A 17,605-nucleotide genomic window follows, 5' to 3' on the forward strand; every position below is an offset into this window, starting at 1 on the left:
GTCGGTATTCCCCTTTGCTCTTTTGGCTTCAACATTATTTTTAAATAAATAATTAATTAATTAAATAAACGAGTATGCAACAATATATTGCTTAACAGCGTATTATTTAACAAAGGATAATTATGACTTCTATTCAACTTTATCTTGCCTCTGGTTCGCCGCGTCGAATGGAGCTTTTAACCCAACTTGGTTATCACTTTGAACGGGTAGTGGTAGATGTTGAAGAATGTCATCAAGCACACGAAACCGCAGCCCAATATGTTCAACGTTTATCTCGTGATAAAGCTTTTGCTGGCGTAAAAGCTGCGAATAATGACATTCCAGTGCTGGGGGCTGATACTATTGTTGTAGTAGATCAACAAATTCTAGAAAAACCTGTCGATTTTGAGGATGCTGCGCGTATGCTGAGGTTATTATCAGGACGGCAACATCAAGTCATGACAGCTGTCACCTTAGCGACACCATCGCATAGCCAAACATGTTTAGTAACTACGCAAGTGTGGTTTAAAACTTTGTCTGATAACGATATTAAAAAATACTGGCAAAGTGGTGAACCGCAAGACAAAGCTGGAAGCTATGGTATTCAGGGCATAGGTGGCAAATTTATTACCCGTATCGACGGCAGCTATTACGCTGTGATGGGGTTACCGTTAGTGGAAACCGACATCATGGTACAAGATTTTTTAAAATTATAAGTAGAGGCAACCATGGGCACTGAGCTGCTAATAAATGTGACGCCGAGTGAAACACGTGTCGCAATGATTGAAGGGGGTGTTTTGCAAGAGATTCACATTGAACGTGAATCAAAGCGAGGCATCGTCGGCAATATTTACAAAGGGCGTGTTAGTCGCGTTTTACCGGGAATGCAGGCTGCATTTGTTGATATCGGTTTAGATAAAGCGGCGTTTTTACATGCATCAGATATTGTTCCTCACACGGAATGTGTGGCGGAGAATGAAAAAAAACAATTTAAAGTGCGTGATATTTCAGAATTGGTTCGTCAAGGCCAAGATATCGTAGTACAAGTGGTTAAAGATCCTTTAGGTACTAAAGGGGCGCGTTTAACGACCGATATCACACTGCCATCGCGTTATTTAGTGTTTATGCCTGGCGCAAGTCATGTTGGTGTATCACAACGAATTGCGTGTGAAAAAGAACGTGATCGATTGAAAAAAGCGGTATCACAGCACTGTGATCATCTTGGGGGCTTTATTATTCGTACCGCCGCTGAAGGTGCAGATCCTGATGAAGTTGCTCAAGATGCGGCATTCCTTAAGCATTTATGGCGTAAGGTCATTGAGCGTCGAGCGAAATACAAGCCACGTTCAATGTTATATGGTGAGCTTGGATTAGCGCAGCGTATTTTACGTGATTTTGTCGGTACTGAAATTAATCATATTCAGGTCGATTCACGAGTAGCGTTTGATAAACTTAAAGAGTTCACTGATGAGTTTGTGCCTGAAGTTACCGAAAACATTGAATATTATTCAGGGGATCAGCCTATTTTTGATCTTTATGATACAGAAGCTGAAATTCAGCGTTCACTTGATCGTAAAGTAGAAATGAAATCCGGTGGCTATTTGATCATTGATCAGACGGAGGCCATGACCACCATTGATATCAATACCGGAGCATTTGTTGGCCGTCGTAATCTGGATGAAACCATTTTTAATACCAATATCGAGGCGACGAAAGCTATTGCTCGCCAATTACGATTACGTAATTTAGGTGGTATTATTATTATCGACTTTATTGATATGGCATTAGAAGAGCACCAGCGTCGTGTATTACAAGCGTTGGAACAAGCTCTATCATTTGACCGTGTTAAAACCAATATTAATGGCTTTACACAGTTAGGGTTAGTTGAAATGACCCGTAAGCGTACCCGCGAAAGCATTGAGCATGTACTATGCAATACTTGCCCGTCTTGTGAAGGTCGCGGTACAGTGAAAACTGTGGAGAGTGTGTGCTACGAAATTTTACGTGAAATCACCCGTGTTAATCGTGCCTATGATGCAGATCGATTCGTGGTTTATGTGTCATCAGCGGTGGGTGATGCTTTAGCGGGTGATGAATATCATGCACTAGCGGAATTAGAAGTGTTTATTGGAAAACAAGTAAAAATCAAACCAGAGCCGCTTTATACTCAAGAGCAGTTTGATGTAGTAATGATGTAGTTCTCAATGAGGAAGTAATAGTGCCGAAAATACTCGTACGCCTTGTACGTGGTGGGTTATGGTTGATAGTGATTATATCGTTATTATTAGCATCATTAGTCACAAGTCTAAGGTTACTGCTTCCTCATCTTAATGATTACCGCCAGCCAATAACCCACTGGGTATCACAGCAGGCGGATATTTCTCTCCAATTAGCGCATATTGATGGACGTTGGCAGGCTGCCGGCCCTGCGGTCACATTAACAGGTGTTACCGTTGCTGCTAAATCAGGCTCTCAACCGTTGGCTAATATTGGTCAGGTTTCATTTTATTTTGATATTTGGCATTCGGCACTGCATCTACGGCCCATTTTTAAACAAGTAGCGATAAGTCAGGTTGCTCTTGATCTTACCCATATAAAACCTGCGTCATCATCCTCTCATGTTGCCGATGTCAGTTTAGCTCAGCGTTTGGAACAATTGTTTTTCACGCGATTAGGCCAGTTTCAACTCCTTGATTCATCCGTGTCTTTTATTGCTCCATCCGGCGCTCAACAACAACTAAATATTAAACAACTTGATTGGGCAAATGTGGATGGTCGCCATCTAGCGCAAGGGACAATTAATTTTGCTAATACCGATCTGGGGCAACTTGCAGTTAAAGCAAATATCTCAGAGCAAGGGGGGCTTGATAGTTTATCTGGTTCTTTGTATGTCAAAGGTAAGCATGTATCCGTAACACCGTGGCTGAATAAGCAACTGGCTGGCGTGGCAAATATTACAAATAGCGAAATTGGGGTTGAAGCGTGGCTGAGCCTCAATAACGGTCAGATTACAACCGGTAAAGCTAAAGTTGATAATAGTATTATTGATTGGCAAGTTGGTCATCAACAACATCAGGTTAGAATTAAACATGGGCTGGTGGCATTAAGGCCAATTCGATTAGCTGATGGCTCAAGAACATGGCGTGTTGATACTGAACAATTTGTTATTTATACCGATGATGTCGTATGGCCAACGTTTGATATTGCGGGTCAACTACGTTTTGGTGAGCATGACCAATTAAAACAATGGAAACTGGCATTAAGTAATATTGCGCTGCAACGATTATTACCATTAATTAATTTTTTACCACCAACCAATAAGCTAGTAAATGCAGTTCAACATCTTAAACCGAGTGGATTATTGACGCATATTCGCGTTGCGGGTGAAGCAAATAATGTGCCACGCTTTTCGTTTAAGGTGCAGCAATTAAGTGTTAAACCCTGGCAATGGATTCCTGGTATTAATCATTTAAATGCTGCTATTGCTGGTAATGGTCAGCAAGGGAAGATCACACTGGATGTTGCGGCAGATAGTTTTGCTTATGAAAAAGTATTCGCTAAGCCTTTAAAAATTAACCAAGCTCAAGTGCAGGCGTATTGGCATCGAAATGGACAGCAAACAACGTTATGGAGTGATCAACTTGCGGTGGCTACACCTGACTTAACCTTTGCTGGACAAGCTCGCATTGATATTCCAGCTACAGGTTCGCCATGGTTATCTTTATTTGGTGAAGCTAATGTGGTTGATGCGGGCCAAACTTGGCGTTATTTACCTCGCCCAGCCTTAGGCGATAGCTTGACTGATTATTTATCAACCGCAATTAAAGGAGGAAAGGTAAAATCTGCTCGTATTTTATGGTATGGCGCTCTTAATGCCTTTCCTTACCAGCATCATGATGGTGTTTTTCAAGCTTTTGTACCGTTAACACAGGCTAAGTTTAGTTTTGATCCTGAATGGCCTCTGCTGCGCGATCTTCAACTTAATTTGTTATTTGAAAATGACAAAATGTACCTTGATGCTAACCATGTGAAGACCCTAGGTGCGAGTAGCTCTAAAGTAGTTGGAAAGGCAGATTTAGCGCCTAATGGGCATCTTAAATTGGCAATAGATCTTGCTGCGACAGGGCCTCAAGTTCATCAATATATGTTGAAGAGTCCTTTAGCCAATTCTGTTGGTAGTGCACTGACGGCTATTGATGTGACTGGTCCTGTTACTGCCAAGCTTAATTTGGATATTCCGTTTAATAGTAGCAATGTTGATGCTAATGGTAAGGTGTATTTTAACCATAACCCGATTACATTAACGACGCCTCATTTAGCGATTGAAAATGTCACTGGTAGTTTGACTTTTAATAATAGTGCGATAAAAGCACAAGGGCTGAAAGGGATACTTTACCAACAACCGATCACCTTTGGATTTGATGGTGATAACGTTGAAAAATCGGCTGATTATAAAGTTAATGTTAATGTCGGTGGGCAATGGCAATTGGCTAAGTTACACGATTATTTACCCGCAACGTTATTAGATAACCTAAGTGGTAGTAGTGATTGGCAAGGTTTAGTTGGGGTTGATATTAAGCCTCAAGGTTTTCATTATACTGTGGGTGTTAAGGTGCCATTGACTGATGTTAGTAGCCAGCTTCCTTACCCATTACAGCAACGAAAACATACCGCATCAGCGCTTACGGTAAAGGTTGAGGGTGATAAAAATCAATTAAAGGTTAACGCTGATCTGCCAAATATTGCTTATCAAGGCCAGATTTCGTTACTGGCATCAGTGCCTAAAATTACCGCCAGTAATCTTACTATCGGTGCTAAGAAATTATTAACCTCACCACTCCAAGGGCAGTTAGTGCAGATTAACAGCCGTGAGTTTAATGCCGATCAGTGGTTAGCTATAGCAAAACGATTACGTGATAGTGAGATGGGAACATCGGCAACATCGACGACGAACAGCCCTGCTTTTTCAGTACCATTACCGACGCGTGTGATGGCTAAAATTGGTCAATTAACTTTAGGTGGGCTTAACTGGCATCAGGTTGATACTGTTGCAACGCATGCTCGTGGGTGGTCAATTAAGTTAGCGTCACAAGAAGCGAATGGTTATATCTCATGGATAAAAAACCAGCCATTAAATGTGATTTTAAAGTCATTACACCTTAATTTACCTCAATTTAGTCAGCAACCTCCTGCTGAATTATTAAGTCCAATATTAACAGCACAGCCGCAATCAACTGTGGCGACTGCGAGTGATAGCAGTATTATGGCGGCCATTCCTGCGATAGATTTGTCGATTGCTGATGCTTGGTTACAAGGTTATCGCTTGGGATCGGTCACTGCGACCTTAAGTAAGCATAATAAGCAACTACAATTACAGCAGCTTAAGATTCAATCGGGAAATGTGAAATTAATGGCTTCTGGTGACTGGAGTATACGTCAACATCAGAATCACACTAAACTTGATGCTGTTATTAGTGGTACTAACAGTACCGATTTACTTGATCGATTTGGTATCTCTGGTGGTGTACAAAATGCGCCATTTAATACGCATGTCATAGTTAACTGGCAAGGTACGCCTTGGGGTATTGATCGTACAACATTAAATGGTACGGTGAAGACGGACATTGGAAAAGGTATCGTCAGTGGTGTCGGTGGTGCAGGACGACTATTAGGGTTGTTTAGTCTAGATTCAATTATTCGAAAAATGAAACTCGATTTTTCGGGGGTATTTGATAATGGCTTAGCCTTTAATTATATTCGTGGTAATGGCACCATTAAAGACGGTATTTTTGATAGCGATAATATTAAGATGCAGGCGTTAGCGGGTGATATGTATATCAACGGTAAAGTGAATCTGATTGATGAAAAGGTCAATGCTAACGTTAAATTTATCCCTGATTTCACCTCGGGATTACCTGTGATGACTGCATTTGCAGTGGCACCACAAGTCGCATTGTATGTGTTTGCAATATCAACCGTGTTATCACCTGTATTAGATGTTATTACTCAAGTGAATTACCAAGTCACAGGGCCAATAGCATCGCCAAAGGTTGTCGAGCGTTCTCGTCTGGAAGGTGAATATAAAATACCAGAGAGTAATAGTTTTAAAGACTAAGTGCTTTTAAGCACAAACGAGTTTAAGTTGTGCTTGTCACGAGCGTTATGACGTTTGATAAATCTGATGTGTTTCAGAATAGTTCAGGGAGATTGCCATGACCAAAATTGGTGTAGTACAAATGAATTCAGGCACTGATCCTGAGCGTAACCTGAGCCAGCTAAAAAAGTTTATGCAAGGGTTGCAACTTCAAGGGGCTAAATTAGTTGTTACTCCTGAAAATAGTGTCGTTTTTGGTAGCAAAACCGATTATCAACGTTGGGCTGAACCACTCGGTAATGGCCCGTTACAACAGCAATTGTCTCAATATTCTCACCAATTAGGTATTTGGTTACTGATTGGCTCCATGCCTATTCTTCAAGCCGATGGTAGCATTACGACTACTGCCATCTTATTTGATGATCAAGGTAAGTTACATGCGCACTATAATAAAATGCACATGTTTGATGTAGATGTTGCCGATAAACACCATAGTTACCGTGAGTCTGATACTTTTAAAGCTGGCGATGAAATTAAAGTCATTGATACGCCTTTTGGCAAGCTAGGATTATCCATTTGTTATGATATTCGCTTTCCACAGTTATACAGTCAATTACGTCAGCAAGGTGCTGATATTATAGTAATTCCGGCAGCGTTCACTAAGTTAACTGGACGCGCTCACTGGGAAGTATTAGTGCGAGCCCGTGCCATTGAAACCCAGTGCTGGGTTGTAGCTGCAGCGCAGTGGGGTGAGCATAGTGAAACGCGAGAAACCTGGGGGCACTCAATGATTGTTGATCCTTGGGGTCAAGTGGTTGCGTGTCAACAACAAGGAACGGGTGTTCTGACGGCAAATGTTGATTTACAATTAGCACATAAGATCCGTACCAATATGCCAGTGGCTGATCATGCCCGATTGGTGTTCAGTCATATTCAATAATTAAGAGCAAATTAATGACCCTTAACACTGTAGAAAGTACCATGCTAGACCAATCAGGTCTCGGTCGTGATGAATTGCATAATATTCTTGGCTTAATTGCTACCCGTGATGTTGATTATGCTGATATATATTTTCAGTCATGCTGGCATGAGTCGTTAGTTTTAGAAGACAGTATCATCAAAGATGGTTCGTTTAATATTGATCGTGGTGTCGGTGTTCGTGCTGTTGCGGGTGAGAAAACAGGCTTTGCTTATTCAGATCAAATTAATCTATTAGCATTAACTCAAAGTGCAAAAGCTGCACGTGGCATTGTGCGTCAAGGTGGTGATGGCAAAGTACAAACATTCACGCCAATGGCATCGTCTGGTATTTATTCTCCGATTAATCCATTGGGCAGTTTTGATAAATTTCAAAAGATAGCCTTACTTGAAGAAATTGATCGCTATATTCGCACCAAAGAGCCGTTAGTGACCGAAGTCTCTGCCAGTATTAATGGCGTTTATGAAGAAGTCTTAGTTGCAGCGCTTGATGGCACTTATGCGGCGGATATTCGTCCATTAGTACGATTATCAATTACGGTTTTGGTTGAGAAAGGCGATAAACGTGAACGTGGTAGTGCCGGTGGTGGCGGTCGTTATGGTTATGAACAATTTTTAACAGAAGATGCCACGGGTAAAAGCCAAGCGATTTTCTTTGCTGATGAAGCTATTCGTCAAGCATTAGTGAATCTTGAAGCTGATGCTGCGCCTGCGGGAACGATGCCGATTGTCTTGGGTGCTGGCTGGCCTGGCGTGTTGTTGCATGAGGCTGTAGGCCACGGTTTAGAAGGTGACTTTAACCGTAAAGGCTCATCAATGTTTGCCGGGCAAATAGGCCAACAAGTGACGTCATCGTTATGTACTATTGTTGATGACGGTACATTAGTTGATCGTCGTGGCTCAATTAATATCGATGATGAAGGTACGCCAGCGCAACATAATGTACTCGTTGAAGGTGGTAAGCTAAAAGGCTATATGCAAGATAAGCTTAATGCGCGTTTAATGGGTGTTGCTCCTACAGGTAATGGCCGTCGTGAATCTTATGCTCATTTACCGATGCCACGTATGACCAATACTTATATGCTGCCAGGTGAGCATACACCTGAAGAAATTATCGCCAGTGTGAAAAATGGTATTTACGCACCAAACTTTGGTGGTGGTCAGGTTGATATTACTTCTGGTAAGTTTGTGTTCTCGGCTTCTGAAGCATATTTGATTGAGAACGGTAAAGTTACTCGCCCAATTAAAGGTGCAACCTTAATTGGCAGTGGTATTGAAGCGATGCAACAAGTGTCTATGGTCGGTAATGACCTTGATATTGACCGTGGGGTTGGTGTTTGTGGTAAGGCGGGTCAGAGCGTGCCTGTAGGCGTTGGTCAACCAACACTGAAGATTGATTCAATGACCGTAGGTGGTACTGAGTAAGTTTCTATTGCAACACGGATTTATAATAAGCGTGTTTCAGCAAAATAAAATGCCAGCAGAAATGCTGGCATTTTTTATTCATCAGTATCTTAATCGACGAGATTAATCTGCAAGGTAGAGAGATTTTAGATATTGGAAAATCTCACGGTATGCTTTGCCCGGTTTTTCTTGGGCCTTTTCTTTTGTTGCTTGGCGCATTAACTGGCGTAGGTGTTGGCGATCAGCATCGGGATGATCAACCATAATAGCATTTAGCATGCTGTCACCATTCTCAATTAACTTATCACGTTTAATTTCAAGTTTCTTAAGAGCTACAGTGTGCTGTGAGTGCTTGTTATTTAATTTGTCGAGTGCCGCTTGAATTGGTTCAAGATCCATATGGCGCATCTGCTTACCAATAAACTGCAACTGACGACGACGCGCTTCTTTACTAAAGCGTTGTGCGTCTTTTATTGCGGCCATCATTTCTTCATCTAATGGCACTTTCGCAAGAGCGTTAGGTGTTAATTCAACTAGCGCTTCGCCAATTTTCTGCAACTCTTCCATGTCGCGTTTCATCTCGGATTTACTTACCCAGATGATTTCTTCTTCTTCATCCCAAGGGGCTTTTTTGTTTTTACGGCTCATAAATGGGCTCACTCATTGTATCAATAGTTCTATTTTATCAGTTTAATAACGATTTTGGGCGTAAATTACATTATTCTATAACTAATAAGCTAAACCCTAACCTTAAGTGATTGTATGGACGTAAGAGAACAGGTTGCTCAACAGCGTGTTGAACTTGAAGCCGCAGTAGCAAAAGCGCTTGAAGTTGCTGGTAAACAGGCTGATGCAGCCGAAGTAGCCATTAACAAAACAACAGGTATCAGTGTTTCTACTCGTATGTGCGAAGTTGAAAACGTTGAATTTAATAGTGACGGTGCACTTGGCATTACTGTGTATCGCGGTCACCGCAAAGGTAGCGCATCAACTTCTGATTTAAGTGAAGCGGCTATTGCTCAAACGGTTGCCGCCGCTTTAGATATTGCAAATTACACTTCTGAAGATCCGTTTGCAGGTCCTGGTCCTGCGGAATTGATGGCGCGTAATATTCCGGATTTAGATTTATTTCATCCTGATGAGCCTGAACCTGATCGCGCCGCAGCAATTGCAATTGCCGCAGAAGAAGCTGCGCTTGCCTTTGATCCTCGCGTAAAACAAAGCGATGGTGCCAGTTATGACAGTCATTACGGTGTGCGAGTTTACGGTAATAGCCATGGTATGTTAGCCAGTTATGCCTCTAGCCGTCACAGCATTAGTTGCTGTGTGATCAGTGAAGGCAAAGACGGCAATATGGAGCGTGATTATAGTTATACAACTTCACGTTTAGCGTCAGAAATGTGGACGCCTGAGCGTGTTGGGCGTCATGCAGCCGAACGAACCGTCAGCCGAATTGATCCACAAAAACTGACTACTCGCGAAGCTCCTGTGATGTTTGCTGCTGATATTGCAACGGGCCTTTTTGGTCACTTAGTGATGGGAATTAGTGGTGCAAACTTATACCGTAAATCATCATTTTTATTAGATAAACTGGGTGAGCAAATCTTCCCTGAGTGGCTAAATATCAGTGAGCGCCCTCATATTCTACGTGGTATGGCAAGTACTCCGTTCGATAGTGAAGGTTTAGCGACTTATGATCGTGAGATTATCACAGGTGGCGCACTACAAACGTATTTGCTGACAAGTTATGCTGCACGCAAGATGAAAATGCAACCAACAGGTCATGCTGGTGGTATTCATAACTGGCTGGTTTCATCAACGGGTGAAAGCTTTGAGCAAATGCTGAAAAAGATGGATCGCGGTTTGCTAGTCACTGAATTGATGGGGCAAGGGGTAAACATTATTACGGGTGATTATTCTCGTGGTGCTGCGGGCTTCTGGGTTGAGAATGGTCAAATTCAATACCCTGTCTCTGAAATTACCATCGCGGGTAATCTTAAAGATATGATGCAAAATATTGTTGCTATTGGTAGTGATACTGAAACACGCAGTCAGATTCTAACGGGTTCTATGTTGTTAGATTCGATGAAGATTGCGGGTGAGTAATCGTTGTTAATGGCGTGATTTATGCGCAATAAAAAAGTCCAAATCAACCTCTTGATTTGGACTTTTTTTATCAATCAATTATCACTGATTAAGGTGTAATAAAAATGGTCGCTAGACCTAAGAACACCATTAAACCAACAATATCAGTACAGGTTGTTAGTGCCATACCGCCAGCCAGTGCTGGATCAATCTTGAGTTTTTTAAGCCCAATTGGAATCAATACGCCAGCAACACCAGCAATAAATAAGTTTGCTAGCATAGCACCGGCCATAATTGCACCAAGTACCAGACTGCCTTTCCAAATAAAGACCACTAAGCCAATAATTAATGCCCATACTAAGCCATTAATTAATCCGACACGGGCTTCTTTACTCAGTAGCCAACGGGTGTTGGTATCACCGATATGACCGACAGCAAGGCCTCGAATAACCAATGCCACTGTTTGGTTACCTGCCACACCACCCATTGAGGGAACAATCGTCATTAATACCGCAACGGTCGCCATCTGTTGTAAAGTGTGTTCAAACATATTGGATACAGATGCTGCTGCTAACGCTGTAAGTACATTGACCCCTAACCAAATACTGCGGCTTTTGGCTGACTTTAATACAGGTGCAAAGGTATCTTCGTCATCATCCATACCCGCCATGGTCATCATTGAGTGTTCCGCTTCTTCACGGATCAAGTCAACCACGTCATCGATAGTGATACGACCTAACAAATGATTATTGGTATCAACGACAGGTGCTGACAACCAATTTCGACGTTCAAATATATTGGCTATTTCACTGTCAGCCATATCGACGGCAATCGCTTCATCCGCATCTTCCATCACATCTTTAATTTCAATGTCAGGTTGAGTGGTGATAAGCGTTGATAGTGACAAATGACCAATAAGAATTTGCTCTTCATCGACCACATATAAAGCATCGGTTGCTTCTGGTAGTTCACCTCGCATACGTAAATAACGTAGTACCACATCTGCGGTTACGTCACCTCGTATGGTGATGAAATCGGTACTCATCATGCCACCGGCAGTATCTTCCGGATAGGCGAGTGCTTTTTCGATACGATGACGATCGGTGGCATCCATTTGTGCCAATACTTCTTGGTAACGCTCATCTGAGAGGCTACGAAGTACGTAGGCGACATCATCGCTTTCCATCCCCTCGGTAACGGCTGCCAGTTTTTCTGGTTCCATTTGCGAGACGATGCCATCTTTTACATCTTCAGATAGTTCATCAAGGATCTCACCTTGCTCTTCCGGATCGGTCAATTGCCATAAGACTTGACGTTCTTTCGGTGGCGAGGCTTCTAACAGGTGAGCAATATCCTCCGGCTCCATATCTTGGAGTAATCGGCGAACATGAACAAACATGCCATTTTCGAGCGCTTTATTGACTTCTTGAAGTGTGTGATGGGTTTGATCTTGTTCTAATACATCCGCCATAGGTATTAGGCCCACTTATATTTGATGGCGCAATAAGCTGAATTTTAACGTAATCAATGACTATTTGTCTTGTGCTGATTACGATTTAATTAGCGCATAAACCGATGAAGTATTGGTATTACGCATGATTATAATTGCGATATATCTACATTTCATGCTTTTTATCAACCAATGGCAGCGAAAAAGCGTAGTTAATGACAAAGTATCACGTGTTAAATATAATTAACATCTGCAATAACAAAAGATTTAACCGTGTAATTTATGGCTACTAATCGGGCTGATTAATTTTCTTCGTCAAACCCTGCTTCAATTAAGTTTGTAATAGCCGTTAATGCTGATTCTGCATCTCGGCCTTTGGCCGTTACTAAGATTTTTTGACCTTGGGCTGAGTCCAGCATCAATAAGCCCATAACACTGTCAGCGGTAGCGCTGTTATCACCATTAGTGATAGTGACAATGGCTGAGAAGCTTTGCGCTAACTCAACCAGTTTAATGGCCGCTCGAGCATGAAGCCCGAGACGGTTACGAATAAATAATTCGCGGCTAATGGTCATTTGAAATTTTCCAAAGTACGGTGACGCACTTGTACTTGTTGACCTTGTTGAGTGAAATAATCAGCCAGTTGTTGAGCGATATACACTGAGCGATGTTGGCCTCCTGTACAGCCAATAGCAACAGTGACATAACTGCGATTATTTTTTTCTAGCATCGGCAGCCAAGTTTCAAGGAAATTTCGTAGTTGATAGTTAAGTTTATTCACTTCAGCATGAGCGGCTAAAAAATCTTTGACGGGTTGATCAAGGCCTGTTTGAGGTTTAAGTTCTGGCACCCAGTGTGGGTTTGGTAAAAAACGCACATCAAACACATAGTCTGCATCTGAAGGCAAACCATGTTTAAAACCGAAAGATTCAAAAACCAACACTAACTCACGAGATTCACGACCGAGAACACGTGCTCGCACGGTTTCACTTAAATCATGAATAGAGCACTTTGTGGTATCAATCACTAAGTCAGCATGTTCTTTGAGTTCACCAAGTAATATAGCTTCTGATTGAATCGCTTGCTCTAGGCTCATATTTTTGCGCGAAAGAGGATGTAAGCGTCGTGTCTCACTGAAGCGTTTAACCAGTTCTTTGTCATCGGCATCAAGGAAAATAACATTGATATCAACATCACTGGCTAAATTTTTGAAAATAGCGTCAAGTTCACCCTGATGTGGTGGCATATTACGAATATCGACGCTAACCGCAATATCTTGTTCGTTATTGGCAATATCATTTACAAATTGCGGCAGTAGGTGTACGGGAAGGTTATCAACACAGTAATAACCTAAATCTTCTAGTACGCGAAGCGCAACAGATTTACCTGAACCTGAACGGCCGCTAACAACCATTAACCTCATGGTTTAGCTACCTTTTTTGTGTGGGGGAAAGCTGACTTATTCTTCATTAATCAGTATGTTATATAGTTCTTGATCGGTTGCTGCATTGCGTAACTGTTTACAAATTTTCTTATTACCCAGTTTTTCCGCCATGCTCGCAAGAGTCGATAAATGCTCTTTACATTGTTCTTCTGGTACCAGAAGGGCAAATAAGAGATCAATGGGTTGACCATCGATAGCATCAAAATCGATCGGCTCTTGGCATTGAATAAGCACTGCAATCGCATGATCACTGTTACTTATTCGGCCGTGAGGAATTGCTATTCCGTTACCAATACCTGTGGTGCCCAATTTTTCACGACTGAGCATACATTCAAATAATGGCTGCGGATTTTGATCAAGATGTGTTGCGGCGATCTCACTGATGAGCTCAAGCGCGCGTTTTTTACTGGAGCAAGGGACTGCACTTTTGGTGCAGTCCAGGCTCAATACGTTACTCAGTTGCATGATTAGTGACTATTGAGTTTATCTTTGTGTTTGTTTAATTGACGGACCAGTTTATCAGTCAATTCGTCAATCGCGGCATACATATTTTCAGAATCAGCTTTAGCGTGAATTTCTCCTGAATTAATATGCAGAGTTGCTTCAGCAATTTGTTGGAGTTTTTCGACATTTAAGATCACTTGAACGTTATTGATTTTGTCGAAGAAACGCTCTAATTTTTCAAATTTGGTACTGACATATTCTCGTAAAGAATCGGTTACATCAACATGGTGTCCGGTAATATTGATTTGCATAGACATCTTCCTTTTGTTGGTTCTGATCCGATTTAGATCAGACATTTTCGCTGATTTGATGGCGGAATGCCCAAAGATTCACGGTATTTTGCGATAGTTCGTCGCGCTACCATGATCCCTTGTTCCGCCAATAAAGTCGCAATTTTGCTGTCACTCAGGGGCTTAACCTGATTTTCAGCAGCAACAAGTTTCTTCACCAGTGCGCGAATAGCTGTCGATGAACATTCACCGCCATTATCCGTACTGACATGACTTGAGAAGAAGTATTTCAATTCAAAAATACCTCGAGGCGTATGCATATATTTTTGCGTAGTAACTCGAGATATGGTGGATTCGTGCATTTCAACCGCGAGTGCGATGTCATTTAAAACCATCGGCTTCATCGCTTCTTCGCCAAATTCAAAAAAATCTTGTTGTTGTTCGACGATACAACGAGCGACTTTCAGCAAGGTTTCATTGCGGCTTTCAAGGCTTTTAATTAGCCATTTGGCATCTTGAAGATGAGTACGTATAAATTGACCATCAGCACTATTACGAGTGTTATTACTTAATGCGGCGTATTGCTGATTGACTTTGATTCGAGGAATACTATCAGGATTAATGCTTACTACCCATTTACCGTTATCTTTAAAGACCGATACATCTGGAATAACGTATTCAGTTTCCGTTGAAACGACATAGTTACCTGGGCGTGGGTTTAAGCTATGAATAAGCGCCATTACCGCTTTAAGTTCAGGCTCTTTGAGTTTTGTTTCGCGCATCAGTTGACGATAATCGCGATTACCTAATAAGTTAATGTGTTCGCTCAGCAGTATTCTAGCTTCGGCAAGCCATTGCGTTTGTGCTGGGTAAGTGGCGAGTTGAAGTAATAAGCATTCTTGTAAATTACGAGAAGCCACGCCTAGAGGATCAAACTGTTGTACTCGTTTAAGTACGGCTTCTACTTCATCTAACTCGATCTCAAGCTCTTCATCATCGAAATTTTCTAAAATTTCGGTCGTCGTACAACTGAGGTAGCCTTTGTCATTAACCGCATCAATGATCGCTGTTGCGATCGCAAGATCCGTTTCGCTAAATGGGGTTAGATGCACTTGCCACATTAAATAATCTTGCAGTGATTCAGTGGTTTCGCCTTGATAGATTGGAATATCATCATCAATAGCAATGCCCGTGCTACCTGTGCCAGCGCTGTAAACATCATCCCAAGTACTATCAACTGAAAGCTCGGTGGGAAGTTCACGAGATTCAAGTACTTCAGCAGTATCAAAGCTTTCTATATCGTCGAGATTTTCACTGGCGTCATTGGTGCTGGCTTCTGCGGTTGAGGTTTCATTGTTAGTGTTTATTTCATCCGCTTCATTGGTTTCATCGAGCTCTAGGAGAGGGTTACCATCAAGCGCTTCTTGGATCTCTTGTTGGAGTTCCAATGTCGAGAGTTGCAACAAGCGAATAGCTTGCTGCAATTGAGGCGTCATTGCTAACTGTTGACCGAGCTTAAGTTGGAGCGAAGTTTTCATTAACGTTGATACACCTTATTGTTATTGTTGTTATTATCTGTAATCAATAGCCAATGGTGAATGCTATAGACGGAACTGATCACCGAGATAAACCCGCTTAACATGCTCATGGTTGAGTACATGATCTGGAGTACCATTAGCGATCAGATGGCCTTGGCTTACAATATAAGCGTGTTCACAAACATCCAATGTTTCGCGAACGTTATGATCGGTAATTAATACCCCTAATCCACGATCTCGTAAATGTTTAATGATCTTTTTGATATCAATAACTGAAATTGGATCGACACCTGCAAACGGTTCATCAAGCAGAATAAACTTAGGGTTTGCTGCTAATGCACGTGCAATTTCAACTCGGCGTCGTTCACCACCGGATAATGCTTGCCCTAAGCTATCGCGAATATGTTGAATATTAAACTCGTCTAACAGTTCTTCGGCTTTATCTTGACGGCCTTCTTTGGTGAGCTCTTTACGCGTCTCTAAAACAGCCATTAAGTTGTCATAAACCGTCAGGCGACGAAAAATCGATGCCTCTTGTGGTAAGTAACCAATACCCATTCGTGAACGATTGTGCATCGGTTGAAGGCTGATATCTTCACCATCAATGGTGATCGTGCCTTCATCGCGGCCAACTAGACCAACGATCATATAAAATGAGGTGGTTTTACCGGCACCATTGGGACCAAGTAAACCAACAATTTTTCCTGATTCAACCTCAAGGCTTACATCGGAAACGACTTTGCGTCCGTTGTAACTTTTTGCAAGGTGTTCAGCTTTTAGAATAGCCATAAATAATGTTTATTTCTTATTATTGTTTAATTGACTTGGTAAGATCACGGTAGTAACTCGTTCTTGGTTACCGCTTTCTGCTACCAAACGTTGGTCACGAATATTATAGGTAATGACATTACCTTTAATATTACTCCCATCTTGATTCAGTTCTGCTTTACCTGTCATTTTTAGACGTTCAGAGGCTGTTTCGTAGCGCATTTTAAGCGCTTCGCCATCAAGAGGTTTACCATCGTCCATCACTTGATGGAATGTTGCTGGTTGTCCATATGCCATGATTGTCTGTTGCTGCGACTTTGAGTTTGGTCGCGTCACAACCACTTTATTCGCTCGAATATCAATCGTTCCTTGGCGTAACTTCACATTCCCAATAAACGTAACAATATTATTCGGCATATCAACTTGTTGACTGTCTGAATCAATATAAATGGGTTGCTTGGTATCACTTTTCATTGCCCATGTTGGTGCACTGATACACAACAAGCATAGTAGAGTACTAATTTTTAGTCGGTTCATATCTACCTTTTACATTTTTTAGAAGAGTTGCCACATTACGATTCATATTGCCTTTCATGCCATCGCCTTGATTTTGGAAAACAGGACCATTGATGCTGACATGATCATCGGTACTAAAATCTTTATTGACTAAATTTAGGCGTAAACTATCTGTTTTAATAACTTGAACATCTGAATCAGGTAATAAATTGAAAATACGAACATTACCTTGTAAGTGTAAGATTTTATCTTGTTCTAGTTTGGCATTATTGGCACTGACTCGCCATTCAGCATTTTGCCCTTGCTTAAATACCCACAACACGGGTTGAGTAAATATTGTTTCGCCACTAACATTAAAGTGTTCAAGATGTTCAGCATCAATTTGATATTGACGGGTTCCCTTCAAATCAAAGCTGGTATTACTGACTTTATTACCAATAAACATCGGTTTTTCGTCATTAGGTTTAACTTGAACATCTTGTTTCCAATGTTGTTCAAGTAGGTAGTAGCCGAGCCATGCACATATAATCATTAACAGTACATAGAATAGCTTTTTAAAAGTCATAGACTTAAGCCTTTATTTTCTTTGGTGTTACCGATGATTTCAGAGATATA

General features: G+C 41.5%; 16 protein-coding genes. 6 read left to right on the forward strand and 10 right to left on the reverse strand.

Annotated features, from left to right (window positions below; all coding sequences use genetic code 11):
* The first annotated feature begins 122 nt into the window (after positions 1–122).
* From VXS03_RS11950 to tldD, 5 genes are all read left to right on the forward strand, one after another.
* Entirely contained in the window at positions 123–695 is a 573-nt protein-coding gene (locus tag VXS03_RS11950; RefSeq protein ID WP_327763957.1) for a Maf family protein, read from the forward strand.
* A gap of 12 nt (positions 696–707) precedes the next feature.
* A complete protein-coding gene (gene rng / locus VXS03_RS11955) occupies positions 708–2,177 on the forward strand; it encodes a ribonuclease G (RefSeq protein ID WP_080158356.1) in 1,470 nt (489 codons plus the stop codon).
* Positions 2,178–2,197: 20 nt separating this feature from the next.
* Positions 2,198–6,094: a YhdP family protein gene (locus tag VXS03_RS11960; RefSeq protein ID WP_327763959.1), complete on the forward strand. Its 3,897-nt coding sequence runs from the start codon at positions 2,198–2,200 to the stop codon at positions 6,092–6,094.
* A gap of 97 nt (positions 6,095–6,191) precedes the next feature.
* Positions 6,192–7,013 carry a carbon-nitrogen hydrolase family protein gene (locus VXS03_RS11965; RefSeq protein WP_327763960.1) on the forward strand — a complete coding sequence of 274 codons (822 nt, stop codon included), beginning with the start codon at positions 6,192–6,194 and terminating at the stop codon, positions 7,011–7,013.
* Positions 7,014–7,027: 14 nt separating this feature from the next.
* Entirely contained in the window at positions 7,028–8,476 is a 1,449-nt protein-coding gene (gene tldD, locus VXS03_RS11970; protein WP_327763961.1) for a metalloprotease TldD, read from the forward strand.
* 102 nt (positions 8,477–8,578) lie between these two features.
* Here the strand turns inward: tldD and yjgA are convergent, their stop codons facing one another.
* The gene (gene yjgA / locus VXS03_RS11975; RefSeq protein ID WP_080158352.1) at positions 8,579–9,103 is read right to left on the reverse strand and encodes a ribosome biogenesis factor YjgA; all 525 of its coding nucleotides are present in this window, start codon (positions 9,101–9,103) and stop codon (positions 8,579–8,581) included.
* A gap of 114 nt (positions 9,104–9,217) precedes the next feature.
* Between yjgA and pmbA the strand changes: the two genes are divergently transcribed.
* Complete coding sequence (gene pmbA / locus VXS03_RS11980) at positions 9,218–10,561, forward strand: metalloprotease PmbA (protein ID WP_327763963.1); 1,344 nt, start codon at positions 9,218–9,220, stop codon at positions 10,559–10,561.
* Positions 10,562–10,649: 88 nt separating this feature from the next.
* On the opposite strand, the gene mgtE is transcribed toward pmbA, so the two are convergent.
* The 9 genes from mgtE to lptC all read right to left on the reverse strand — a co-directional run bounded on the left by mgtE (position 10,650) and on the right by lptC (position 17,555).
* Positions 10,650–12,011 (reverse strand): magnesium transporter, encoded by a 1,362-nt coding sequence (gene mgtE, locus VXS03_RS11985; RefSeq protein WP_327763964.1) that lies wholly within the window; start codon positions 12,009–12,011, stop codon positions 10,650–10,652.
* A gap of 281 nt (positions 12,012–12,292) precedes the next feature.
* Positions 12,293–12,565 (reverse strand): HPr family phosphocarrier protein, encoded by a 273-nt coding sequence (locus VXS03_RS11990; protein WP_327763965.1) that lies wholly within the window; start codon positions 12,563–12,565, stop codon positions 12,293–12,295.
* Positions 12,562–13,413, reverse strand: a complete 852-nt coding sequence (gene rapZ, locus VXS03_RS11995; protein WP_327763966.1) for an RNase adapter RapZ — start codon at positions 13,411–13,413, stop codon at positions 12,562–12,564. Before rapZ ends, VXS03_RS11990 begins: the two co-directional genes overlap by 4 nt.
* 36 nt (positions 13,414–13,449) lie before the next feature.
* Entirely contained in the window at positions 13,450–13,899 is a 450-nt protein-coding gene (gene ptsN, locus VXS03_RS12000) for a PTS IIA-like nitrogen regulatory protein PtsN (RefSeq protein ID WP_327763967.1), read from the reverse strand.
* Positions 13,900–13,901: 2 nt separating this feature from the next.
* Positions 13,902–14,189 carry a ribosome hibernation promoting factor gene (gene hpf / locus VXS03_RS12005; protein WP_087845578.1) on the reverse strand — a complete coding sequence of 96 codons (288 nt, stop codon included), beginning with the start codon at positions 14,187–14,189 and terminating at the stop codon, positions 13,902–13,904.
* Between the two features lie 32 nt (positions 14,190–14,221).
* Positions 14,222–15,706, reverse strand: a complete 1,485-nt coding sequence (locus VXS03_RS12010; RefSeq protein WP_327763969.1) for an RNA polymerase factor sigma-54 — start codon at positions 15,704–15,706, stop codon at positions 14,222–14,224.
* A 63-nt stretch (positions 15,707–15,769) separates the two neighbouring features.
* The gene (gene lptB / locus VXS03_RS12015; protein WP_080158344.1) at positions 15,770–16,495 is read right to left on the reverse strand and encodes an LPS export ABC transporter ATP-binding protein; all 726 of its coding nucleotides are present in this window, start codon (positions 16,493–16,495) and stop codon (positions 15,770–15,772) included.
* Between the two features lie 9 nt (positions 16,496–16,504).
* Entirely contained in the window at positions 16,505–17,011 is a 507-nt protein-coding gene (lptA, locus tag VXS03_RS12020) for a lipopolysaccharide transport periplasmic protein LptA (RefSeq protein WP_327763971.1), read from the reverse strand.
* Positions 16,992–17,555: an LPS export ABC transporter periplasmic protein LptC gene (gene lptC / locus VXS03_RS12025; RefSeq protein WP_327763972.1), complete on the reverse strand. Its 564-nt coding sequence runs from the start codon at positions 17,553–17,555 to the stop codon at positions 16,992–16,994. Before lptC ends, lptA begins: the two co-directional genes overlap by 20 nt.
* Positions 17,556–17,605 lie beyond the last annotated feature (50 nt).

Source organism: Photobacterium sp. S4TG1 (assembly GCF_036040035.1).
Lineage (GTDB): Bacteria > Pseudomonadota > Gammaproteobacteria > Enterobacterales > Vibrionaceae > Photobacterium.